Source organism: Paraburkholderia phytofirmans, assembly GCF_046028095.1.
Classification (GTDB): Bacteria; Pseudomonadota; Gammaproteobacteria; order Burkholderiales; family Burkholderiaceae; genus Paraburkholderia; species Paraburkholderia phytofirmans_A.
The window spans coordinates 489,878-513,642 of sequence record NZ_JAQQDJ010000004.1 but is presented as its reverse complement, the minus strand read 5'-3'; the positions used below and the strand labels follow the sequence as shown (position 1 = coordinate 513,642).

The 23,765-nt window shown below is 62.9% G+C and carries 24 protein-coding genes and 1 pseudogene; 15 read left to right on the top strand and 10 right to left on the bottom strand.

Annotated elements, in window-relative coordinates:
• Window positions 1-172 precede the first annotated feature (172 nt).
• The 4 genes from PQR54_RS15020 to PQR54_RS15005 all read right to left on the bottom strand — a co-directional run bounded on the left by PQR54_RS15020 (window position 173) and on the right by PQR54_RS15005 (window position 3,422).
• Entirely contained in the window at window positions 173-1,627 is a 1,455-nt protein-coding gene (locus PQR54_RS15020; RefSeq protein ID WP_408246875.1) for an efflux transporter outer membrane subunit, read from the bottom strand.
• A gap of 225 nt (window positions 1,628-1,852) precedes the next feature.
• Entirely contained in the window at window positions 1,853-2,134 is a 282-nt protein-coding gene (locus PQR54_RS15015) for a hypothetical protein (protein ID WP_116146342.1), read from the bottom strand.
• 302 nt (window positions 2,135-2,436) lie between these two features.
• Entirely contained in the window at window positions 2,437-2,871 is a 435-nt protein-coding gene (locus PQR54_RS15010; protein ID WP_408246873.1) for a DUF4399 domain-containing protein, read from the bottom strand.
• A gap of 47 nt (window positions 2,872-2,918) precedes the next feature.
• The gene (locus tag PQR54_RS15005; RefSeq protein ID WP_408246871.1) at window positions 2,919-3,422 is read right to left on the bottom strand and encodes a DUF4399 domain-containing protein; all 504 of its coding nucleotides are present in this window, start codon (window positions 3,420-3,422) and stop codon (window positions 2,919-2,921) included.
• 347 nt (window positions 3,423-3,769) lie between these two features.
• On the opposite strand from PQR54_RS15005, the pseudogene PQR54_RS15000 reads away from it, so the two are divergent.
• Window positions 3,770-4,609: pseudogene (locus PQR54_RS15000) on the top strand (caspase family protein); the annotation flags it as partial.
• 15 nt (window positions 4,610-4,624) lie between these two features.
• Window positions 4,625-5,749: an SUMF1/EgtB/PvdO family nonheme iron enzyme gene (locus PQR54_RS38960; protein WP_494478642.1), complete on the top strand. Its 1,125-nt coding sequence runs from the start codon at window positions 4,625-4,627 to the stop codon at window positions 5,747-5,749.
• A 75-nt stretch (window positions 5,750-5,824) separates the two neighbouring features.
• On the opposite strand, the gene PQR54_RS14990 is transcribed toward PQR54_RS38960, so the two are convergent.
• Entirely contained in the window at window positions 5,825-7,960 is a 2,136-nt protein-coding gene (locus PQR54_RS14990) for a serine/threonine protein kinase (RefSeq protein WP_408246869.1), read from the bottom strand.
• 415 nt (window positions 7,961-8,375) lie between these two features.
• Here PQR54_RS14990 and PQR54_RS14985 point away from each other — a divergent pair, with 415 nt between their 5' ends.
• The 13 genes from PQR54_RS14985 to PQR54_RS14925 all read left to right on the top strand — a co-directional run bounded on the left by PQR54_RS14985 (window position 8,376) and on the right by PQR54_RS14925 (window position 17,318).
• Window positions 8,376-8,654, top strand: a complete 279-nt coding sequence (locus PQR54_RS14985) for a hypothetical protein (RefSeq protein ID WP_408246867.1) — start codon at window positions 8,376-8,378, stop codon at window positions 8,652-8,654.
• Window positions 8,655-8,742: 88 nt separating this feature from the next.
• A complete protein-coding gene (locus tag PQR54_RS14980) occupies window positions 8,743-9,027 on the top strand; it encodes a hypothetical protein (protein ID WP_408246861.1) in 285 nt (94 codons plus the stop codon).
• A 183-nt stretch (window positions 9,028-9,210) separates the two neighbouring features.
• Window positions 9,211-9,420, top strand: a complete 210-nt coding sequence (locus tag PQR54_RS14975; protein ID WP_012429019.1) for a hypothetical protein — start codon at window positions 9,211-9,213, stop codon at window positions 9,418-9,420.
• Window positions 9,421-9,735: 315 nt separating this feature from the next.
• Complete coding sequence (locus PQR54_RS14970) at window positions 9,736-9,942, top strand: hypothetical protein (protein ID WP_408246865.1); 207 nt, start codon at window positions 9,736-9,738, stop codon at window positions 9,940-9,942.
• Window positions 9,943-10,623: 681 nt separating this feature from the next.
• Window positions 10,624-10,902 carry a hypothetical protein gene (locus tag PQR54_RS14965; RefSeq protein ID WP_408246863.1) on the top strand — a complete coding sequence of 93 codons (279 nt, stop codon included), beginning with the start codon at window positions 10,624-10,626 and terminating at the stop codon, window positions 10,900-10,902.
• An 88-nt stretch (window positions 10,903-10,990) separates the two neighbouring features.
• Window positions 10,991-11,275: a hypothetical protein gene (locus PQR54_RS14960; RefSeq protein WP_408246861.1), complete on the top strand. Its 285-nt coding sequence runs from the start codon at window positions 10,991-10,993 to the stop codon at window positions 11,273-11,275.
• 183 nt (window positions 11,276-11,458) lie between these two features.
• Window positions 11,459-11,668, top strand: a complete 210-nt coding sequence (locus tag PQR54_RS14955; protein ID WP_408246858.1) for a hypothetical protein — start codon at window positions 11,459-11,461, stop codon at window positions 11,666-11,668.
• A gap of 409 nt (window positions 11,669-12,077) precedes the next feature.
• On the top strand, window positions 12,078-12,365 hold the full coding sequence (locus PQR54_RS14950; RefSeq protein WP_408246856.1) for a DUF3303 domain-containing protein: 288 nt from the start codon (window positions 12,078-12,080) through the stop codon (window positions 12,363-12,365).
• A 7-nt stretch (window positions 12,366-12,372) separates the two neighbouring features.
• Window positions 12,373-14,010, top strand: a complete 1,638-nt coding sequence (locus PQR54_RS14945) for an MFS transporter (protein WP_408246855.1) — start codon at window positions 12,373-12,375, stop codon at window positions 14,008-14,010.
• 118 nt (window positions 14,011-14,128) lie between these two features.
• On the top strand, window positions 14,129-14,743 hold the full coding sequence (locus tag PQR54_RS14940) for a TetR/AcrR family transcriptional regulator (RefSeq protein ID WP_408246853.1): 615 nt from the start codon (window positions 14,129-14,131) through the stop codon (window positions 14,741-14,743).
• An 88-nt stretch (window positions 14,744-14,831) separates the two neighbouring features.
• Window positions 14,832-16,058 carry a YbfB/YjiJ family MFS transporter gene (locus PQR54_RS14935; RefSeq protein WP_408246851.1) on the top strand — a complete coding sequence of 409 codons (1,227 nt, stop codon included), beginning with the start codon at window positions 14,832-14,834 and terminating at the stop codon, window positions 16,056-16,058.
• Between the two features lie 154 nt (window positions 16,059-16,212).
• Complete coding sequence (locus tag PQR54_RS14930; protein ID WP_012429014.1) at window positions 16,213-16,368, top strand: DUF3309 family protein; 156 nt, start codon at window positions 16,213-16,215, stop codon at window positions 16,366-16,368.
• A gap of 149 nt (window positions 16,369-16,517) precedes the next feature.
• Window positions 16,518-17,318 carry an SDR family oxidoreductase gene (locus PQR54_RS14925; protein WP_408246849.1) on the top strand — a complete coding sequence of 267 codons (801 nt, stop codon included), beginning with the start codon at window positions 16,518-16,520 and terminating at the stop codon, window positions 17,316-17,318.
• Here the strand turns inward: PQR54_RS14925 and PQR54_RS14920 are convergent.
• The 5 genes from PQR54_RS14920 to PQR54_RS14900 all read right to left on the bottom strand — a co-directional run bounded on the left by PQR54_RS14920 (window position 17,315) and on the right by PQR54_RS14900 (window position 23,600).
• Window positions 17,315-18,661 (bottom strand): four-carbon acid sugar kinase family protein, encoded by a 1,347-nt coding sequence (locus tag PQR54_RS14920; protein WP_408246847.1) that lies wholly within the window; start codon window positions 18,659-18,661, stop codon window positions 17,315-17,317. The genes PQR54_RS14925 and PQR54_RS14920 overlap by 4 nt on opposite strands.
• Before the next feature lie 26 nt (window positions 18,662-18,687).
• Window positions 18,688-19,986, bottom strand: coding sequence for a ribulose-bisphosphate carboxylase large subunit family protein (locus PQR54_RS14915; RefSeq protein WP_408246845.1), 1,299 nt, complete (start codon window positions 19,984-19,986; stop codon window positions 18,688-18,690).
• Window positions 19,983-20,522 (bottom strand): VOC family protein, encoded by a 540-nt coding sequence (locus PQR54_RS14910; protein ID WP_408246843.1) that lies wholly within the window; start codon window positions 20,520-20,522, stop codon window positions 19,983-19,985. The genes PQR54_RS14915 and PQR54_RS14910 overlap by 4 nt, the downstream gene beginning before the upstream one ends.
• A 103-nt stretch (window positions 20,523-20,625) precedes the next feature.
• A complete protein-coding gene (locus tag PQR54_RS14905) occupies window positions 20,626-22,512 on the bottom strand; it encodes a TRAP transporter large permease (protein WP_408246841.1) in 1,887 nt (628 codons plus the stop codon).
• Between the two features lie 62 nt (window positions 22,513-22,574).
• The gene (locus tag PQR54_RS14900; protein ID WP_121309426.1) at window positions 22,575-23,600 is read right to left on the bottom strand and encodes a TRAP transporter substrate-binding protein; all 1,026 of its coding nucleotides are present in this window, start codon (window positions 23,598-23,600) and stop codon (window positions 22,575-22,577) included.
• Window positions 23,601-23,765 lie beyond the last annotated feature (165 nt).

Here is a 23,765-nt window from a genome sequence, read left to right as displayed (position 1 = left end):
GAAGGACTACGGCGAAAAGATATTGTTCGTGTGAGTCATGCAAAAGCCGACTACTTAAAGATTGTAAGTCACACATGGCGAGTGTCAATTTTCCGATTGTCGGTTATGAGGGCAACGAGTGCGTCGAATACAGCCGAAATACCCCACGCTGCGCGCCACATTGCGGATTAGCTCAGTGTTCCTTTACTTGTGCCTGTACGTCGACGCTCGGCCAGCCGCCGCCCAGCGCTTTATAAAGCAGCACCGTGTCGGACAGAATCTGCTGATGGTTGGCGAGCAGTTCCTGCTGCGCCTCCAGCAAGGTCCGTTCGGTTTCGAATACTTCCAGTTGCGACACCACGCCGAGGCGCAATTGCGACTGGATCTGGTCCGCGACGATCTGCAGCCGCGACACCTCCTGCTGCAACTCCACGCGCTGTTCCTTGTGCGAATTCACGTTGACCAGCGCGTTTTCCACTTCCTCGAACGCGCCCATCACCGCCACGCGATACTGCTGTTCCGCCACCGTCGATTGCGCTTGCGTAACCTTCACATGCGCCCGCACGCCGGGATCGAGCAGCGGAATGTTGATGCTGGGCATGAAGCCGTACGTGAACGATTTCAGCAGATCGGTCAGCGCGAAACTCGCGGTGCCGCCGTGCCCGGTCAGGCTGATGGTCGGCAGTTGTGCGAGCTTGGCCTGGCCGACGAGGTCGTACGCTTCCAGCACTCTGAACTCGGCGGCCACCACGTCGGGACGGCGCGCGAGCAGTTGTGCGGGCAAGCCGTCCGGCACGGGCGGCAGTTGTACGCGCTGCTGCAAATGCCCCTTGGGCATCTGGAATTCGCCGGCCGGCACGCCGATCAGCGTGCAGAGCGCGTTGTTGGCCAGCGCGCGCGAACGGCGCAGGTCGAGCAACTGGTTGGTCAGTCGGTTGATCTCCGCCTGCTGGCGCAACACCTGGGTTTGCGGCACGAGCCCATTGCGGCGCTGGCCATCGTAAATCGCGAGGATCTGCCGGTTCGTTTCGAGCGTCTTCTGTTGCTGTTCGATCTGGTCGTCGAATTGCAGGATCTGGAAGTACGTGCTGGACACGTTCGATACGAGTTCCAGATAACCCGCGCGCCAGTCGGCCTCGCTGGCGTGGAATTCCGCCTTCTGCGCCTGCACGCCTTTTTCGACTTTGCCCCAGATATCGATGTCCCAGTTCACCTGCGTCGCGAGGTTGTACTGCTTGGAGAACGTTTGATGCGTGGTCTTTTCAAAATCGGCGCCGGCGCCGAGATCCATCGTCGGCAAGGCGCCCGCCTTGGCTTCGCCGATCTGCGTGCCGGCCACGTCGATACGCGCGGCCAGCACCTTGATATCGAAGTTGCCGGCAATCGCCTTTGCGATCAGCGTGTCGAGATAGGGGTCGTGGAAGCCTTTCCACCAGTCGGGTTCGATCGTCGCGGCGGCCGAGACGGGCGAGCCTTTCTGATCCGACCACGAAGCTTTGGCGGGCGTGTCGGGACGCTTGTAGTCGGGCATGCTGACATCGACACAGGCCGACAGCGAGAGCGCGCATACCGTCGCCGCGCAAACGTTGCGCAGTGCGGATGTCCCGCGGAAAAAGCGCTGACGAGCTGATGAAAGCAACGCTGACACGATGGTCTCCGATGACGCCCACTTCGTTGCACGAGATGCACGCGCCCTTTAAGTAAAGCATCTCCTGCGCAGCTTCACCATCGAAGCGATGCGGGAAGATCGGCGCGGGAATCGGGCGGTGAAACGGGGGTGGCGTGAAAAGAACGATTGGCTGCGAAATCTTTTTGAGGAGCGGCCGGTAAGAGTCCGCGGAGGCTGTGGCGCCTCCGCGGCGGCCTGCGCCGTTTAGTGCACGTTGATGTTGTTGCTGGCGGTCACGTGCGGATCGATCGTGCTCGAGATGCCGGCGACGAACGCTGCATTGTTGCCGTTGGCGTTCTGGATGTTCATCGTCGTGTTGATCAGTTGGGTGGCGTCGACGGTTTTGCTGTTGTTCGGCGCATACACCGGCATGAAGTTGAAGTACGACGAGGACGGATAGTATCCGGTACCGCCGCGCACGGCGCTCATGGCCTTGCTGTCGAGTTGTTCGGTGATGGACAGGTCTTTGATCATCAGCGTGTTCATGGTAAATCTCCTGGAAGGGAATACAGCACAGTTTGCGGTTGGGTTCGAGCAACTTGTCTGCTCGAGTGTCACTAATGCATGGGCTGTGCCAGGATTGATTTCCTATCCTAAGAAATGTGCGGGAGTGCCGTAGATAAAGGGTTGTGGCGCGGGCGTGAAGGCGAACGTGAGATGGAGCGGCGAAACGGCGCGCACAGGATGGTGGATCGTGGCCGACAACCCGCGCGAAATTGTTGGTTGCGGCGTGACACTGAGGCGCTAGTCCGCGCGCCGCGTCACGCCGCGCCATGCACGAGCGGGCGTCACCGCGCAATGACGGTGATCTTCTTCGAATACACAGGTGGATTGTGCGGCACATGCATATCGTCGCCCATTAGCAACTGCAGCGTGTGCTTGCCGGGCGGAAGTTGAATCATTGTCTCCGTTTCACCCGCACCGAAGTGCAGATGATTGCGATCCGATGGGATCTCCTGATCCATCGGCGGCAAGTCCGTGTCGATCAGCAGATGATGGTGGCCGGTATTCGGATACTTGACGCCTTTGGGCGCCACGCCCATGTAGCGCAGGCCGAACCACACCTTGAACGGTTTGTTGGCGGGCACCACCTGGCCGTCGTTGGGATAGCCGATATACGCATGGGCGCCGGCCGGCGCCGGCGTCGTACCTGCAATGGCGGCATTCGGCGAAGCCAATGCCGCCGACATGGCGAGCGTCGCGACCGCGATGATCTTGTACATGAAGGTCTCTCCGTCCTGACGGATTCGCTTTGAACGAACGGATCGCGCTAGTCTTTTAGCACGGTGATGGTGATTTTTTTCGAATACACAGGCGGCACATGCGGCACGTGGTTGTGGTCGCCGAGAATGAGCTGCAACGTGTGCTTGCCCGGCGGCAACTCGATACGCGCGTCCGTCTCACCCGCACCGAAGTGCAGGTGATTGCGATCCGACGGGATCTCCTGATCGAGCGGTGGCAGGTCGGTGTCGATCAGCAAATGGTGATGGCCGGTGTTCGGGAACACGACACCCTTCGGGCACACACCCATGTTCCGCAGTCCCATGCGCACCCACAACTTGCCGCCGTGAATCACCGTGCCGTCAGACGGCCAGATGATGTATTCCTCGGCGCCCGGCGGCGACGCTGTTTGCTCGGCCGCCGCGAAGACGCTCGGCACCATGTTGCCGAACATGAGGAGGAGCGTCGCGCGCAACGTCCGGCGCAATACCTCGCGCCGCGCATGCGATCCATGACGCGCGTCGAGAACAACGGGGGTAACGGTTCTTCGCATAGCGCACTCTCCCGAAGAGTGGTCACGGCCAGGGGCGTTCCGGCTGGATGTCGCGGGTGTACGCGAGATTGGACGGCCACCTGGTTAAAACGAGCTTGCCGCCCTACTTTGTGAAATTAGCTTAGGACGTAACTTGCCAAAAAGATACGCCACACTCGTTAACCGTATGACGCATTCGGGGCACGCGGACAGTTGTGGCGCGCAAAGCGCGTGCTATCGTTATTAAGAGGTTGCAGATGGATGGTCGATAGCGGCGTCGATGGTTCGCGCGATTCACTCCGGCGGCGGGTGCGAGTTGTGCGGTCCTCGATTGCCTATGTTCTGTCCGGAACAAACAGGATGTGAAGATGTGGCGAATATTCATGCTGGTGTGCATGGCCGGGGCAATGCAGGCGCATTGGGGCGATGCTTTTGCGGCGCCGCAACGTGAGGGCCCCGAGCAGGGTGCGAATGCGGGTTCGGTGAGTTTGCCGCTCACGTTGGTTGCTCCGTTCACGCCACAACGAAGCAATGCGCTTTCTCCACGGATCGCGCTTGTGATCGGTAACGGCGCGTATGGTGCGGACGGTGTGGGCGATGCGGGTCGCGATGGCCCGCGGGTGGAGGCGCTACGGGAAAACGCGCCACGCGACGCTATAGCCATGCGCGACAAGCTCCAGACGCTCGGCTTCGACGTCATCATGCGCACGAATGCGACGCCGCAGCAAATGCGCGAGGCCATCGGCGAATTTCATCAGCGCTTGGGGGCGGGCGGTGTCGGTCTGTTCTATTTCGCCGGACACGGCATGCGGATAGGCCCGCAAACACTGCTCATTCCCGCGGGACTCGATGCCCGCTCGCCCGCTGCGGTCGTGCGCAACGGTGTCGATCTGCACACCGTATTGCAGGCGATGCGCGGGCCGCGTGACGGCCGGCTCAATCTCGTGATCCTCGATACGTGCCTGAACGATCCGTTCTCGGCGACCTCGACAGACGATACATCCGCGCTTCCCCGCAATACAGTGGTTGCCTACGCAACCGCGCCCGGCGGTTTCGCGGCGGACGGCACGCGGCACGGTGTCTATACGAATGCATGGCTGCATGCGCTCGACAGCGCTGCGTCGCTAACGCTGGCGGACCTTTTGCAACGCGTCGCGGCGCAGGTTCACGACGCCACCGGCGGCGAGCAAACGCCGTGGGTTGCCGCTTCACCTCCTCGGCCCTTGCTGACGGCCGATGCCGCATCGACAGCGCGGGACAATCCCATCGTCACGCTGCACAGCAGAGGCATCCTGCCGAAAGACAGCAGCGAACAATACGAAATCACGTTCTGGAATTCGATCAAGGACAGCAACTATCCGGGCGACTACGAGGCGTATTTGAAGGCCTATCCGAACGGCCGCTTCGCCACGCTCGCTCATGCGCGCATCGACCGCTTGCGTGCTGCGGCGACGTCGAATGCGCCGTCCGCAGCCACGCCTGCCGCGCCTTCAGCAGCGCCCGCGCCGCAGGTCGCGCGGCCAACGCCGCCGGCCAGCGCCCCGCCGCCCAAGCCCGCTCCGAGTGCCGCCCCGCCCGCTGCGCCACCCGCGGCAGCGGTCGCGCAAAAGCCCGTCACACATGCACCGGTTGCCGGCGAAAGCCGCGATTGCGCGACCTGTCCGATCATGATCGTCGTGCCCGCCGGTTCATTCTCGATGGGCAGCAGTACCGACGACCCGTCTGAAAAGCCCGTTCATCACGTGACCATCGCTGCGCCGTTCGCGATCGGCAAGTACGAGGTAACCGTCGACCAGTGGAACGCGTGCGTCGCCGCCAATGCGTGCCAGAAGCTCACGCCGGAGAGCAACACCAACAAAGCCGCGCCGGCGCGCGACCTCAGTTGGGACGACGCGCAGCAATACGTGAAATGGCTGAGCAAGACCACCGGCAAACCGTACCGTCTGCCCACCGAAGCGGAATGGGAATACGCGGATCGCGGCGGCACCACCACCGCCTACTGGTGGGGCGACCAGATGCGCAAGGGCAACGCCAATTGCAAGGACTGCGGCGACCCGTGGCACAAGGAAGGACCCGAGGCCGCGGGTTCGTTCGCACCGAATCCGCTCGGCCTGTACGACATGAACGGCAGCGTCTGGGAATGGACCGCCGACTGCTGGCACAACACCTACCAGGGCGCGCCCGCCGATGGTCATGCATGGGACACCCCCGGCTGCGACATGCGCGTGATTCGTGGCGGCTCGTGGCGTGAAGGCGGCGGCTACATGCTCAGCGCGACACGTTTCAAGTACAGCGCGGGCGTGCGTCAATCGCAGGATGGCTTCCGGGTCGTCAAAGATCTGAAGTGACCTGCCACAGGCCGCGTTCTTCGAGCCTCGATCGAACGCCCAGCGGACCACGACGAGACCGCGCTCCCGCTTCGCTCAGGGCGAGCGCGGCTTTGTCGTGATCGGCGCGAAATCGGCGACGATATGATCGCGGCCGTATTTGCCGCCGATCTGCGCGAGCCGTGCATCGAGCGCATGCAGATAATCGGCGCGCGATTCGCTCTCCGGGCGCGGCTTGTCGAATAGCGGCGCCGGCGTGATCAGCAGCACCACCATCTCCGATCCGAACGGCTTCGAAATGATCCAGTCACCGGCGCTGCCGATCGTGGCGGCGTAGTGCGGCGGCGCCTGATTGTCCTTTGCGCGCGGGCTCGGCACCATGTGCACGACGCTGCCGTCGAGCTGGTAATAGTCGAGGTTCACATACGAGTCGTAGCCCGGCGTAGTGACGTCGACCACCAGCGGGTCCCCGTCGCTCAACTGACCGCCTGGCGGCCGCACATGCAAGGCCGCAACGTGGCCGGCCTGCATGTTGTGAATCCAGTAGGGCGCGAACGCCTTGATGGTGTCGCATTTGTCGTCGGCGAGCGGCTCGACCTGGAGCGACAGCGTATCGACACCCGGCAACGCCGCCAGCGTGTCCTTCAGATGCGCCGCGCCATAGCGTTGCGAGACGTAGCCCCGCACCGTCAGCGAGTGATCCTGCACTGAGGCGGATAGCGCCGAACAAGGCACTTGCGTCAGCGCCGGTGTGACGGCGGCGAGAGTGAGTGCCGGCTTCGGCGCGGGCTTCGCTGCGGGCGCCGCCGATGGCGTGGCGGGCACTGCCGCGACCGGACTTGCCGGCGGTGCCGCAGGCGGTGCGGTCACCGTCCCTTCCGAAATCGACGAAGCCGCCTGCCCGGTTAAAGCCTGCGATGCGCCTGCCTGCGTCTGTGGTGCGTTATGCCGGTTCGCCCCCGAGCGGAACGCGAACACGCCGACCGCCGCGGCGCAAACCACCGCGAAACTCGCGAGCCCCACCTTCGCCAGCGTGCCCGACTTCTCCGCGCGCGCTTCGTTATCGAACTCCGCGATGAAGCGCACCACGCTCGGCATGCGCGTATTGCGATCGAACGACAGCGCGGAACGCAGCGCGCGCCATTGTTTTGAGTCGAGATTGGCCGGCCGCTGCGGTTTGAAATCGGAGTTGCGGGCTTGCGTCGCAGACAAGCGGTCGAACGGATGGTGTCCGGTCAGCAACTCATACGTGATGCAGCCGAGCGCGTAAATGTCATCGCGCGGATCCGGCTCGCGGTGCTCGATCATTTCCGGACTGGCATACGCGGGCGTCAACGCGCCGAGGCTGCCCGGATCGAAAACGGTCGCATCGCTCTCTTCTTCTGGACGCTGGAACACGCGGGCAATGCCGAAGTCGATTACTTTCACTTCGGCGTTCGTCGTGAGAAACACGTTGGCGGGTTTGAAGTCGCAATGCACGAAACCGCGTTCGTGCGCATATGCGAGCGCGCTGCACATGCCGCGCACGATCGGCAGCGCCGCGCGCACCGGCATGCCCTGATAGCCCGGCGTGCGCAGCAACTGGCTGAGCGGTTTACCGGACAGATACTCCATCGTCAGATAGACGATCGGCCCGTCGCGGTCGAAGTCGTACACCGTGATGATGTTGCGATGCGCGAGCACCTGCGCCTTGCGCGCCTCGCGCTGCAACGCGACGAGTGAATTCGGGTTGCCGCGAAACTGGACGTTGAGCACCTTGATCGCGAGATACGGTTTGCGATCCGAAGCCTCGAGCTTGCGCAGATCGAGCGCCTTGTACACCGTGCCCATGCCGCCGACACCCAGGCATTCCTCGAGCACGAAGCGGTTGTTGAGCGTGTCGCCGGTGCCTTTGATCTGGTCGTGGCCCGTGGCACTGCCTGCGCCCGCTGCGTTGGCTGCGCTGCCCGCGCTTGCTGATCGTATCGACGGAATCTCGACGGTGGTCTGGATGCCGGTTTCGTCGCCGCCCGCCGCCACATTCGAGACGCGCAACTGCTCGATGCGCCGCCGCACTTCCACGTAAAGATCGTCGGGGAGCGGCGCCTTGCGATGTGCCGCGCCAAGCATGTCCAGCAGCTGCGTGGGGCCGAGCCCTTCGGTCGTCAGCGTGCTGTCGAGTTGAGCCACGAACTCGTCACGGGACAGCTCGCCGTTCTGAAAGTCGTGAATCACACGCGCAAGGCTAGCCATATGTGCGAAGCGCCGCCGCTGCCGTCGGGCCGGGTCCAGTACGACCCAAGCCTGTCGGGCTGATAGAGAACCTTTCGTAACCAGTTACATGTGCCGCTTCGATACTAGCTCCCGCTCCGTCCTTTCGCAAACCAGGATTGCCCCGCTGCTTTGGCCGCGAGCCCATGTTGTGCGTTAGCCAACAGCATGCGGTGGTCTGTCTGGCGCGTGCCGTCAGTCGTTCACTGCTTCCTCGCGGCAATGCGTTTGTGCGCCGCCCGCACGGCGACACAAAACCCTTGCGCAGCAAGCCTTTGCCCACTTTCTTAGGAACCTTGAATAAAACTGGCACAGCCTGTGCATTAGTGATACCCGAGCAGACAAGTTGCTCGCACCCGACCGCAACACCCTGACCTTTACCTTCTGGAGACTCACCATGAACGCACTGATGATCAAAGACCTGTCCATCACCGAACAACTCGACAGCCGCGCCATGAGCGCCGTGCGCGGCGGCACCGGCTACTATCCGTCCTCGTCGTTCTACAACTTCAGCCCCGTCTTTGCTCCGAACGACAGCAAGAAGGTCGACGCCACGCAACTGATCAACAACCAGCTGAACCTGCAGAACGCCAATGGCAACAACGTCGCGTTCGCCACCGGCATCACCTCGACGGTCAACCCGTACGTCACGACGAGCAACAACATCCACGTGTAATACGCGGCACGGCGAAGCGCCCGGCTCGCCGGCGCGCTTCGCCTGCCGACGGTTACCCCCGTGTTCCGCGCACCTTTGGAGAAGCACCATGTCATCCCTCATGATTCGCGATCTGTCCGGCACCCGCGAGCTCGACCGCCGCGCCATGTCGGCGGTGGCCGGCGGCACCGGCAGCAGCGTGCCCGGCCTGCCCTCGGTCGCCGGCCTTGGCGGCATTGCCAACGTCAACGTCTCGATCAACCAGAACCTCAACCAGCTGCAGTACGTCAACGTCGCCGCACTCAACAACGTCGGCGTGATCGGCGCGGGCGTCATGCCGCTGCACCTGAACGTCAGCCCGTCGCTGTGGGGCGCCAACTACGCCAACGTGTGACGGCTTGCCATCGCGAGGGCCGGGGGGCCTCACGAATGCCGGCATGTCATCGCCGGCCGGCGAGTTGCAGCGAGATTTCCTATACTGATTGTGCGGGGAGACCTCAGCACATTTCACGACACACCCGAGCGGCGGCCGGCGCATTGCACCGGCGCGCCGCTCGATTTCATTCCTGGAGCCGCCATGACCAAGCTGATCATCAGGGACCTCACCGATAGCGTCGAACTCGATCGCCAGGCCATGACGGCCATCGTCGGCGGCGCGCGTATCGGCGCGCGGCTGAACGCGGCCGTGCCGCTGGTGCCGGCTTCGGCACGCGTGGTCGAATATCCGCCCGGCTTCCCCGCCGCGCATCAGACGATTGCCAAAGCGGCCATGCAGCGCAAACCGTAGCGCGCCTCGCTTCGGCGTCGCACAGTCACGAGAACGGCACGCGTCACTCACGCGTGCCGTTTGTTTTTGTTGTCGACAGAGCGCCATAAGCCGACATTCCACCATCGATTGGTGGGAACTCGCCGAACAGTTCCATCGAATTTCAAGCTCACTGAACGCCATAGTCGAAGATCGCATATCGTCTATTGCCTGCTGGTCTTGCGTTGCCGCCTCGCATTCTGTTCCTCGTTCATTGCTCATAAATTGGCATGCCCCTTGCAGAACCATGGTTGAGCACCGAACCGTGCTCTCTCATCCACCTTCAGGAGTAGTGCCATGAAATCCACCATCATCATCAAGGATCTGCCACGTTCCGCAGATCGCCCACACGACGAAACGACACTCACCGCTGCGCAGATGAAGGCTCTGCGGGGCGGCCGTTCCGTCATTGTCACCGTCGACCGTGGCCCTCTCGGCCAGGTCGACGACTTCGGAATCAACACCGCCATCTTCGAAGGGCGTATTAAAGGACCTTACTTATAGGACGCGCGAGGTGTCCGCAATTAGAAACAGGCCCCCTTCACATCTTTGCCGTTGGAGGGGGCCTGTTCATTGATGGGATGAATGCCCGCGTGTCGTGTTCCTATCGATGCTTGCCCTTTGCGTCGCAACTCATATCAAGCGGCGTCGGCCTCGACGCTCACACTTCGACGCGCCGACGCGAACGACATCTCTTCGGCCATCGCTTCGTCCAGGCCAACCAATCCATCGAATTTCTCGCACGACGTCATCCGGTCCGCGACAGCAACGGACAATCGTTGAAGCGATCCACGCCAGCCAGCGATAACGTCACAACCGTGCGCGCCGTGCTGCTGCGGATCTCGCGCACGCTTCGTCTATTCCAGATCAAAACAGCTTCTGCATCTTCCCAAGCTTGATGCACCGGTCAGAGCGAGTCCCTTCGCCGCTGCCCGTGTCGTGCGATATCCAACAGCAAGCGATGGTCTGTCTGGCGCGTGCCGTCAGTCGTTCATCGCCTCCACGCGGCAATGCGTTTGTGCGCGCCCGGTACGGCGACACGAAACCCTTGTGCCACAAGCCCTCACCATCTTTCTTAGGAACCTTGAATAAAACTGGCACAGCCTGTGCGTTAGTGATACCCGAGCAGACAAGTTGCTCGCACCCGACCGCAACACCCTGACCTTTACCTTCTGGAGACTCACCATGAACGCACTGATGATCAAAGACCTGTCCATCACCGAACAACTCGACAGCCGCGCCATGAGCGCCGTGCGCGGCGGCACCGGCTACTATCCGTCGTCCTCGTACTTCAACTTCAGCCCCGTCTTTGCTCCGAACGACAGCAAGAAGGTCGACGCCACCCAACTGATCAACAACCAGCTGAACCTGCAGAACGCCAACGGCAACAACGTCGCGTTCGCCACCGGCATCACCTCGACGGTCAACCCGTACGTCACGACGAGCAACAACATCCACGTGTAATACGCGGCACGGCGAAGCGCCCGGCTCGCCGGCGCGCTTCGCCTGCCGACGGTTACCCCCGTCTTCCGCGCACCTTTGGAGAAGCACCATGTCATCCCTCATGATTCGCGATCTGTCCGGCACCCGCGAGCTCGACCGCCGCGCCATGTCGGCGGTGGCCGGCGGCACCGGCAGCAGCGTGCCCGGCCTGCCCTCGGTCGCCGGCCTTGGCGGCATTGCCAACGTCAACGTCTCGATCAACCAGAACCTCAACCAGCTGCAGTACGTCAACGTCGCCGCACTCAACAACGTCGGCGTGATCGGCGCGGGCGTCATGCCGCTGCACCTGAACGTCAGCCCGTCGCTGTGGGGCGCCAACTACGCCAACGTGTGACGGCTTGCCATCGCGAGGGCCGGGGGGCCTCACGAATGCCGGCAGCTCATCGCCGGCCGGCGAGTTGCAGCGAGATTTCCTATACTGATTGTGCGAGGAGACCTCAGCACATTTCACGACACACCCGAGCGGCGGCCGGCGCATTGCACCGGCGCGCCGCTCGATTTCATTCCTGGAGCTACCATGACCAAGCTGATCATCAGGGACCTCACCGATAGCGTGGAACTCGATCGTCAGGCCATGACGGCCATCGTCGGCGGCGCGCGTATCGGCGCGCGGCTGAACGCGGCCGTGCCACTGGTGCCGGCTTCGGCACGCGTGGTCGAATATCCGCCCGGCTTCCCCGCCGCGCATCAGACGATTGCCAAAGCGGCCATGCAGCACAAACCGTAGCGCGCCTCGCTTCAGCGTCGCACAGTCACGAGAACGGCACGCGTCACTCACGCGTGCCGTTTGCTCTTGTTGTCGACAGAAGCGCATCGCCATAACCAGATAACGCAAACGACCCACGAAGTATTCCCATCTGGCGACAACGCTCTTCGCTTCTTCGCAATGAAATCGCACGTGTGCAATTAGCCTGGCGAATGTCCGCACGAGGCGACGCCGCGCGCCCCACGCTCACCTATGATGCTTAGGACGCCACGTGGTTTTTGATCGCTGTCCGCCAATAGCACGCACTATGCGGACAGCTTGCTGGCGCAGAACTGAACACGACGCACCGCATCCGCGACGCGCCGTACCCATAAGCGACGATGGCAGCGCGCCACGAGCCGGCATCGCCATTTCGGATTGGAGGCGCGCAATGAAATTTATCGTCCAATGGAACGGTCTGCCGACCGCGGAGAGTTCCGTCATCGAACGTTTCATGAAGACCGGCGGGCAAGTGCCGGACGGAGTCAAATTGCTGGGACGCTGGCACGCTGTCGGCGGCTTGCGCGGCGTTGCGATCGTCGAGGCTGACGACAACCGCGCGATGGCGGCACTGGCGCTCGACTGGGGCGACCTGCTCACGATGGACATCTCCCCGGCCCTGACCGACGAAGACCTGGGCGCTGCTCTCGGCAAACGTATGGCAGCGGGCAACAAGTAAGCACGCCATGAGCACCGGGTTCACCGAGCCGCTTCCGAGCGGCCAACTGCTGCCGTTCCGCGAATCGCTGCTTGCGATGCTCGGCATCGCTTTCGTCGCGATGCTGGTGGCGCTGGATCAAACCATCGTCGGCACCGCACTCCCGCGGATCGTCGCCGATCTGAAAGGCTTCGACCTGTACGCGTGGGTCGCGACGTCGTACATGCTGGCCTCCGTCATCACGATTCCCATTTTCGGGCGGTTGGGCGATCTGTTCGGCCGCAAGCGGTTTCTGATCGCAGCGATCCTGTTGTTCACCGGCGCATCCGTGTTGTGCGGCTTTGCCAGCAGCATGCTGTTGCTGGTGGTTTCGCGTGGACTGCAAGGGATTGGCGGCGGCATTCTGATCGGCACGGTGTTCGCCACCGTCGCCGATCTGTTTCCGAATCCGAAACTGCGATTGCGTTGGCTTGTGTTCGTCACGTCCGCTTTCGGCTTCTCCAATATGGTCGGGCCGACGCTCGGCGGAATGTTGACGCAGTACGGCGACTGGCGGCTGGTGTTTTTCGTCAACGTGCCAATCGGACTTGTTTCGCTGCTGTTCGTGCTGCGCTTTCTGCCACCACTGCTTCATCTGCGCCGCAAAGGCCCCGTGCGGCTCGACTGGCTCGGCGCGTTCGTGCTCGCGGTCACGTTCGGCTCAGTGCAAGTGCTGATCGAACTGCTTCCGCGGCGCGGCATCGACACGACGACCATCGTGCTGACCGTCGTAGCGGTGACATGTGGGCTGATTCTCTGGCTATGGGAGCGGCGCATCGGCTATCCGATCGTGCCGGTGGACATGCTCACGGACCGCAAACTCTCCGCGCTCTTTGCGATGTCGGTGCTCGGCGGCTTCGCACTGTTTTCTCTCGTGTTCTACGTGCCGCTGCTGTTTCAGGGCGGCTACGCGATGTCCGCGCATGACTCGGGCATGCTGATCACGCCGCTGCTGCTCGGCACGACCGTGGGTAGCGTGCTCAACAATCGAATCGTGACACGAGTCCGTCGCGCGAACGGCATCATGTATGTTGGCTTTGCTCTGTCCGCGCTCGCCTGTCTGAGCGTGGTCGTCTTGCGAGGTACGGAACCGCATCTGGTGTGGGCCTCGTGCATGGGCATCAGCGGGCTCGGCCTCGGTCTGGTGGCAACCAGCCTGACCGTCTGTTCGCAGCAGATCGTCGGGCGGGACCATGTCGGCGCGGCCACCGCGCTGCTTCAATCGCTGCGGACATTCGGCGGCATGCTCGGCACGGTGATGACGGGTGCGTTGCTTGGCCACCTCTATTCGCGCGGCGTGCATCGCTCGCTCGATTCCTATCAGGCGACGCAGTGGTTCAAGTCCTTCGCCAGTCCCGAGTTGCTGGTGGATCGCGCGGAACAGGCCGCGCTGATCAATCGTCTGGTGAGCGCCGGCCAATCAGGCGACGCCATGATGCGGTCCGCGCGCGAAGCACTGGTGCAGTCCATTCACATCGGCATTCTGGTAGCCGGCGCTGCAGCGTTGATCGGTTTGTGCCTCGCCTGGTTCGTGCCGCCGGTGCGCATCAGCTATCCGGAAACCGAACTCGCGCCGGATGGGCAACCACCCGCCGACGCCCTTCCACCGCACCGCAGCGTACTTTAGGCGCGCCGCCGTACATCCTCGAATCTTCTTCTTGCGTTCTGTATCGGTCGATATATAATCGCTTTTTATATCGACCGATACAGAACCAGTCGTCGGTGACGCTGGAAGGATATTCATCATGGCAAGACCCCGCCAATTCGACGAACACGAGGTGCTGGAAGCCGCCAGCGCGGCTTTCTGGACGAAGGGCTACGAGGCGACCTCCACGCGCGACCTGGTCAAATCAACCGGGCTGACGCAGCCGAGTCTCTACAACGCGTTCGGCGACAAACGCACGCTGTATCTGCGCGCGCTCGAGCATTATCTCGAGCACACGTTGCGCGAACGGATCAGGCGTTTGGAGCGGACCGTATCGCCGGCTCTAGGCATCACGATGTTCTTTCACGAGGTTATCGAGCGAACGCTCGCCGATCCCGCGCAGCGCGGCTGCATGCTGGTGAACTCGGCGCTCGAAACCACATCGGAAGACGAAACATTCCGTGAAATCGTGGCGACGGAATTCGCTGAAATGCGCGCGTTTTTCTACCGCCGCATGATTGCGGCCAGCGAGAGCGGTGAAATCACCCCTGTCGTTTCCGCCGACGACGCGGCCACTCATCTGCTGGCCACGCTGATCGGCGTGCGCGTTCTCGCGCGGGTCAATCCGCAACAGACGCTGCTCGTCGGCGCGATTGCGCCCGTCCTGCTGCTACTCGGTTTGCCCGCCCTACCGGCGACCGCTTCCGACGCTTAAGCCACGCGCCTCACAAGGCGCCCCCTTCGCTTTCCCACCGACATCCGGCAGCGCCGCCATCAGCGCGCGCACCGGTAAAGGAACCGTCATGTCCGCTGCTCCGATAACGTCAGCTAGTCCAGTCTCACTCGATGCCCGCGCGCTCTTCGCCACGCTCGCGGGACTGTGCGGCAGTCTCGTCGCCATCGGCCTCGCGCGCTTCGCGTACACGCCGTTGATTCCCTCGCTGATCCAGGCGCACTGGTTCACGTCGTCGCAAGCGGTAACGCTCGGCGCGGCGAACTTCGCCGGCTATCTGGTCGGCGCGTTGATCGGCCGTCCGCTCGCATCGGCACTGTCGAACCGTAGCGCGTTGCGCATGCTGATGGCGGCCGTGACCGTCGCCTTCTTCGCCTGCGCGTATCCGCTTTCGGTGAGCTGGTTTTTCGCGTGGCGTTTGTTATCGGGCATTTCCGGCGGCGCGATCATGGTGCTGGTGGCGACGTCGATTCTTCCGCACATTCCCGTGCCGCGCCGTGGCTTCGTAAGCGGCATGATCTTTCTTGGACTCGGACTCGGTATCGCGGCATCCGGCACGTTGATTCCGAAGCTCCTGCACTACGGTTTGCAGACTACGTGGATCGGCCTCGGCGTCGTGGCGCTGGTGTTGACCGCGGTGAGCTGGTTCGGCTGGCCTTCGACGAATCCGCCCGCACCGGTCGTGCCGTCAGGTGCGCAGCACGCGGTACGCCCTCACGGTTTGACGCTGCGCGTGCTGTACGCGCAATACGCCGCAAACGCACTCGGCCTTGTCCCGGCGATGGTGCTGCTCGTCGACTATATCGCTCGCGGCCTGGGACGCGGCGCGGCGATCGGCGCGGACTACTGGGTGCTGTACGGCCTCGCTGCAATCGCCGGACCGGTGATCTGCGGCAACGTGGCCGATCGCATCGGCTTCGGCAAGGCCTATCGCGTCGGATTGCTTCTGCAAGCGGCCGCCGTCGCCATGCTCGCGTTCTCGGGCAGCACGCTCGTGCTGGCTGCGTCCACTGTGATTCTCGGCATCTTCACACCGGGCATCGTGCCGCTCGTGCTCGGCCGCATTCATGAACTCGTGCCACACGATCACACCGAACATCGCGCCGCATGGAGTCGCGCGACGACAGCCTTCGCACTTTTTCAGGCGCTCGGCGGCTATGGGTACTCGTACCTTTTCTCGCATACACATAACGACTACGCGTTGATCTTCACTTGCGGCGCGGCTGCGCTGGCTGTGGCCTTCATCGCGGATCTGATTGCGTCGCGTATCGGCGCCACCCGCCGCACGGCGGCATGACGTTCTTAAAACGTCTCTGGCTCGACTTCTCGTCTGGGCATGCGGTTTGCTCAACAGTGACACCGATACTGCCTTTCGCAGGAACACTCGCCATGCGGGCCTTGCGTGGCTGTCGTGAGGGCAGGTCCTATCAACCAAGGCGGAGGTCATTCATATGTTGGGAACTATTCTTCTAGTGGTGCTGATTCTTCTCCTCATCGGTGCGCTCCCTACGTGGCCGCACAGCCGCGCGTGGGGTTACGGTCCCACCGGCGGTCTCGGACTCGTCGTGATCGTGGTGATCGTGCTGCTGGTCGTCGGCGTCATATAGCCTTTAACGCCATAGCGTTGTGTAGTACCCGCATTGCTTGAAAGCGGGTCGGCCGCCGGATATCTCCGCAGTTCGCTGCATGGATATCCGGCGGCCTTGCTATGTCGATGGTCGATGCACATCCCTATCTTGTCACCCCGGGAGCAGCAATGGAAAAGTTACTCGCGCATCAGGTCGCTCTGGTCACAGGCGCCAGTTCGGGCATTGGTTCCGGCGTCGCCAAAGCACTCGCGGATGCGGGCGCGGCCGTCGTCGTGAACTATCACTCGCATGCCGAAGAGGCGGAGCAACTCGTCGCCGAGATCGAGAAAGCAGGTGGCTCCGCGCTCGCAGTGCAGGCCGACGTCGGCGATCCCGCGCAGGTCGAGAAGATGTTCGCGGCATGCCGCGCGCGTTTCGAGAGCGTGGATATCGTGGTCGCGAATTCGGGCTTGCAGAAAGACAACGCGTTTGCCGATATGACGCTGGACGACTGGCACCAGGTGCTGACGACCAATCTCACCGGCCAGTTCCTGACCGCACAAGCAGCCGTGAAAGAATTCCGCCGACGCGGCCCGAGCACCACGTCCAAAGCGCTCGGCAAGATCATCTGCATGAGCTCGGTTCACGAAGTCATTCCGTGGGCGGGGCACGTCAATTACGCGGCGTCCAAAGGCGGCATTCAGATGTTCATGAAATCGCTCGCGCAGGAAGTCGCGCCCGAACGCATCCGCGTCAATTCCATTGCGCCGGGCGCGATTCGCACGCCGATCAATAAAGACGCGTGGGACACAGAAGCCGCGCTGCAAAAACTGTTGAAGCTGATTCCCTACGGCCGTGTGGGCGAAGCGGACGACATCGGCAAGGCCGCCGTGTGGCTCGCTTCGGATGAAAGCGACTACGTGGTCGGCACGACATTGTTCGTCGACGGCGGCATGACGCTCTATCCCGGTTTCGCCGACAACGGTTAGCCGTTGCCGTCGAGCAGTTGCTCGAACAGATCGGCGTCGCCCATCTGGCCGCCTTTGAGCATGATCTCCATGCCGTCGAGTTCCGCGCGATCGGCATGGAGACGACACACGGTGACGCCCGCCGACAACGGCGCGAGATACGACAGCCCCCAGGCGCCGAGTGCGTGCACGGCCAAACTCGACGTGTCGCCGCCCGCAATGCCGATGCGTTGCAAGCGCACGGCGCCGAGCACCTGTTGCAACAGTGACGCACAGGCGTGCGCGAGTTGCGGCAGCGCGCCGCCTGCGCTCGACGCGCGGCGTGTCGTGAAAGCGAGCACGTTGCGTCCGTCGCGCAACGGGGCCGCTATTGCGGCCACACGTTCCGCCAAATAGGCAGAGGCTGCGTCGCCGGTCATTTTCAGCGGGTCCAGTTCCACACGCAGATAGGATTGCGCGGCGCTGATCTGTACTTCGGTCAATGGCGAGAGGCTGCCTGCGAGCACGAATACGGGGCCGCGTGCGCGAGGCAACAGCGGCGTGGTTCGGTTTTCTGTGGCGGCATCTTTAACGCCGTTGTCATGCGCCAACGCATAAGCCTGCGCAACGCTGCTCGCACCGACCGCGAGCAACGGCGCCGACGCCGCGGCGTGACTCGCGATCACGCGGCCAATCGCCAGTAGATGCGAATCGTCGAGCACATCGAATAGCAGAGCGTCGGGTTTCGAATCGAGCCGGCGCTGCACTTCTTCTTGCAATTCGGCATCGCCGCGCGCATAACAGCGCCAGTCGATCGATTGCACATTCTTCACACCCTGGCGCTGAAGATGCACGCGCAAGTCTGCTTCATTCATCGGCGTGACGGGATGGCGGCTCATGGTCGGATGACGGTCGATGCGGTAAATCGACTGCGCGTTATCGTCCGCGCCCGCTGCCGCGAATAGCTCGCCGAACACGCAATAGCGCCGCAAATTCGGCTGACCGCCGACCACCGCGACGAGTTCGTTCGCGCAGTACTCGCGCAACGTACGAATCGCCACGCCGATGCTGCCGGTTTCCGGCGCGCTATCGAACGTCGAGCACACTTTGTAGTGCATCACGCGCACGCCGAGCGCAGCAAAGGCGGCGCCGACGCGTTCGAGTTCATGCCGTTGCGCGCCGGGCGCCATGGTGCGCGCGGCGCCCGCCACGCCAATCGCGTCGAGCCGGCCGAGCATCGAAAGACGCGCGGCATCCGGCGGTGCGAAGAACAGCATGGTGCGCAAACCGGCGCGGGCGAGATGCGCCAGCGTGTCGGTTGCGCCGGTGAAGTCGTCGCCGTAGAAGCCGTAAGTGGGGCTGCTGCTGTTTGCTTCGTCGCTCATCTTTAGTTCCGTGTCGCCTGAAGCGTTCACGCGCGGCTGCCGAAAAACGCCAAGGCGCGCCGCAGTTCCGGCATGTGCTCGGCGTACACCGGCAACGGTGTGCCCGCCTGCACCGCCGCCCATGCCTGGCGTACGCTCGTCACGCCTGCCGCGGGCCCATCGGGATGCGCGAGAATTCCGCCGCCCGACATGAACAGCAGATCGGTGGAACGCACGGCGTCGAAGGTCGCTTGCACGGTGCCGGCCCATTGCCCTGATGAAAACGCCGGCAGCACCGTATCGTCGCAACCCGCGGCGAGCGGCGTCGCGCAATCGCGCGCCGACTCGATCACTTCGGCGTCGCTCTGCGCGAATTTGCCGGCAAGACCATGTACGTGCATATGATCGACGCCGCTCAAACGCCAGAGCGTCTGATACGCCTGAAACGACATGCCCAACGCCGGATCGCGTGACATCATGCCGTAGCCATTGCGGTGCGCGTGCAGCACGAGCGGCGTTGCGCGACGCAGCGTCTGGATCCCGGAAAAGCCGCACCAGTTGATGCTCGCCATCACGCAACTGCCGCCTTCGCGCTCGACCAGTTCCGCGTGACGGCGCATGGCGTCGAGGTCGTCGGTGATATTGAACGCGACCATCACAGGACGGCCGCTGCGTTCACGGTAGCGGCGCACTTCGGCCATCACCGCGCGCACGCGTTCCGCCAGCGGCGCATGCGCGGGATTCGCGCATACTTCGTCATCCTTGATGAAATCGACGCCTGCTTCGCACAGATCGCGCACCAGTGCCGCCGTTTCCGCCGCGCTCAGGCCGACGTTCGGCTTGATGATCGTGCCGATCATCGGCCCGTCCTTCACCTCCGTCAACGCGCGCGTGCCGGCCACGCCATGACGCGGCAATTCGAAGCGCTTGCGGTACGAAGCCGGCAAGCGCAACGACAGCAGCCGCATGCCGGTCACTTCGCCGAGATCGTACAGATTGCCGGCGACGGTCGCGGCCAGCGTGGGCAGATTCGCGTCGATATTGGCAAGAGGAAACGACAGCGTGATCCGCGCGCGCCGCCACGGCCCTGGCGTGCCTTGACGCTCGAGCCATGCGTTCGGCAAGCTGGGGCGTGCCGCCGCTTCGAGTTCTTCGACACGCAGCACGCTCGCGCGGCTGCGCGCGCGCAGCGCATCGGATTCGTTGGCGACGCGCACGAAGGTGCCGCTCGATTGCTCGCCGGCCATGACATCGGCGACGCGCGCGGGATCGAGCGGCGTCTCGATCAGATAGTCGGCTTCGAGCGTATCGTCACCGACCGCGCGGAGTTGCAGCGTCTCGCTCATAGCGTACTCAGATCGGGAAAGCGGCGCACCGGCTCGCGGCCGTCCCAATCGCGCGACGCCGCGTAGATCATGTCGAAGAGCTTGCCTTTCGGCCCGGCGATCTCGGACAACTCGATCACCGTGCCCGGATGATTCTCCGTATCGAAGTAGACGAAACGCCCGTTGCGCCCCACTTCGCCGCTCATCGCGACTTTGAAACCCTGCTCCTGCAGACGCGCGAGATCCGCGTCGAACGAAGTGGTCCAGTACGCGTTGTGCTGTAAACCGGTATGGCCGGCGGCGAGAAAGTCGCGATACATGGAAGGCGCGTCGTTGCGCGTCTGGATCAGTTCCACCTGCAACGGCCCCGAGTTCGCCAACGCCACCGAGTTATGCACCTCGTACGATTGCCCGCGATAGGTGTAGTTCTCGATCGGCACGCGTTCGTTGTAGAACCACGGACCCACGCCGAGCACGCGGCTCCAGTAGTCCATCGCGGCCTCGATGTCCCGCACGACGTAACCTGCCTGGCGGATTTCGCCAAAGAAACGACTCATAAAACTCTCCCGATGCTGCAGGTTTGAAAGACGAGCGACGCCCCGGCGCGGCGAGAACGCGGCGCCCGAAGGTCGAACCTGTTAATGAATTTGAGAGATCGGCTTAAAGAAACCCGATCGAAATCCAGGGAATCGCCGCGACCACAATCAGGCCGACGATCAACGCGCCCATATAGCCGACAATCGGACGAATGCCCGCATCGGGATTGACCTTGCTGATCGCGCACGCCGAGTAGTAGCCGACACCGAACGGCGGTGAGAAGAGGCCCACGCCCATCGAAAGAATCACGACGATCGCGTAATGCACTTCATGCACGCCCGCGAGCCGCGCAATGGGAAACAGCAGCGGGCCGAACAGCACAATGGCGGGAATTCCTTCGAGCACGCTGCCGAGCATCACGAACACCACGATCGACACCGCGAGGAAACCGTAAGCGCCGCCGGGCATCGAGCCCATGAGTTGCGCGAGGTCCTGCGAAAAGCCGGACTGCGTGAGCGCCCAGGCCATCGCCGTGGCGCAGCCGATGATAAAAAGAATCGCGCCCGACAACGTCGCCGCATCCACCAGCATGCGGCCGAGCCGTCGCCATTCGAAACGGCGGTACACCAGCAGGCCGATCAGCATCGAGTAAGCGATGCCGATGGTCGACACCTCCGTCGCCGTCGCCACGCCTTCGACCACCGCCATGCGAATCACGAACGGCAACGCCAGCGCCGGCAGCGACACGATAAACAGCCGCCCGATCTGCCGCTTGCTGAAACGCTGCGCGCCGCTCAGGTCTTCCTTGCGATAGCGCCACCACACCACCACGCACAGAATCAGCGCAAGCACGGCGCCTGGCAGCATGCCTGCAGTAAAGAGCGCGGAGATCGACAACCCCGTCACCGAACCGATCGTGATCAGCACGATGCTTGGCGGAATGGTTTCGCTTTGTGCGCCGGTCGTGGCGAGCAGCGCGACCAGATCGCCTTCGGAAGCGCCGCGCTTTTTCATCTCCGGAAACAGCACCGGCGCGATGGCCGCCATGTCCGCCACTTTCGAGCCGGAGATACCCGACACCAGATACATCGCGCCGATCAGCACGAACGACAAACCGCCATGCACGTGACCGACGAGGCTCGCGAGAAACTCGATCATCGCGCGCGCCATGCCGGTCATTTCAATCAGCAATCCGAGGAAAACGAAGAGCGGCACCGCGAGCAGCACGAGATGGGACATGCCCTCGTCCATGCGGCCGACCACGACTTCGAGCGGCGTAAAGGTCGAGAGGCCCAGATAACCGAACGTGGCAAGCGCAAATGAAAACCCGATCGGCACGCCTGAAAAAATCCCAATCGCCACCACGCCGACGAAAAAGATCACGAGATTGGTTTTGCCGAGCGTCTGAAACCACGGCCCGGCGTACACGGCTATCGCGGCCAATACAGCGGTAATCGCGAGCACGATCACGACGTCGCGCACGCGGCTCACCTGGGCAAGACGAATCAGGCCCACCAGCAGCATGAGTGCCGCGCCGATCGGCAAAGCGAGGGCGCGCCACCCGTTGCTGATCTGCAGGGCGGGCGTCACGATGGCCGCCTCGCCGGAAGCGTAGTCGTAGGCGGGTGCGATCAACAGCGCAAGCAATGCGATCGATGCGGCGATCGCCAGCGTATCGACGAACGCGCGCCGCTGCGGCGACAGGCGGCTGACCAGCGCCGTCATCCGCATATGTTCGCCGCGCCGCAACGCGAGCACGGCGCCAAGCATGGCGAGCCACAGGAACAGAATGCCGGCCAGTTCATCCGACCATACGAGCGGCTGATGCAGCACATAGCGGCACAGCACGCCCGCGAGCATCACGACGATTTCCACGGCGAGCAGCGCCGCTGCGCAGACTTCGACGAGCGCGATCAGACCGCGATCGAAACTCCTCAACCAGCGGCGCGGCATGCTCGCCGCGTGCAACGGCACGCCCGCGTCCGCCGGATTCAATGCGTGATTCGACATCCTGCTGCCTCCTCGCGGCGGCTCGCCGCGCTTCGTCTCAGGCTCACCCGTATGCAGCACGATCAGGCCAGCTTGCCGACCGATTGTTCGAGCAGGTCCCACGCCTGATTGCCGAACTTGCTCTTCCATTCGGCGTAGAAACCGGCCTGGCGCAGCGCCGCCCGGAATGTATCGGGCGTGGGACGGTTGATCGACAGACCCTTGCTTTGCAGATCCGCGACCGCCGCGTCGTTCAGCTTGCGCACGTCTTCACGCTGCTTCAAAGCCGACTGGTTGAACGCGTCGCTGGCTATGCCTTGCAGATCCTTCGGCAGGCGTTGCCACGCGCGCGGGTTCAGCACGAACCAGTAGCCGTCCCACATGTGATTGGTAAGCGAACAGTACTTCTGCACTTCGTAGAGTTTCGCGACCTGCACGATCGGCAGCGGATTTTCCTGCGCATCGACGATATGCGTTTGCAGCGACGAATACACCTCGCTGAATTGCAGGCTGGTCGGCGAAGCGCCGAGTCCCTTGAACATATCGATGCTGAGCGGACTCACCGGCACACGAATTTTCAATCCGCGCATATTCTGTGCGCTCGTAATCGGACCGTTGCTCGTGGTGGTTTGACGAAAGCCGTTGTCCCACATCTTTTCGAACGATTCGAGCCCAGCCTTCTGCATCGCGGCGCGCACGTAAGCGCCGAGCTTGCCGTCCATGGCGCCCCACACCTGGTTGTAGTCGCTGAACGCAAAGCCCACCGCGTTGATCGCAACCGATGGCGCGAGCGTCGACACCACCAGCGCCGACGGCGTGAACATCTCGATGCCGCCGCTGCGCACCTGCGCGAGCATGTCGGTGTCGCCGCCCAACTGGTTGTTAGGGAATATCCGGATCTCCATGCGCCCTTTCGACGCCTCTTTGATCTGATTCGCGGCCTCTTGCGAGCGCACGTTCAGCGGATGCGTGAGCGGCAGGTTGTTGCCGTACTTGAACACGAATTCCGGGCCGGACGCCGCGCGCACGATCGCCGGAAAGCCCAGCGCGCTGGCTACCGGCACGGCAGCCGCCGCACGCAGCAGGGTGCGTCTCGCGAGGTTGGTCATTTGAGCGTCTCCTTGCTTATAATTGATGTGACTGTCGAATCCATCAAAAACCATCATCGTGCGCTCGCTACGCCGTGATTTATAGTCAGCGGTGTCGCGTCGTCGTGTGATAGCTGCAAGACTAGGCGTGCGCGGCTAGCGCTGTCAAACCGCAAGCTTGATGTT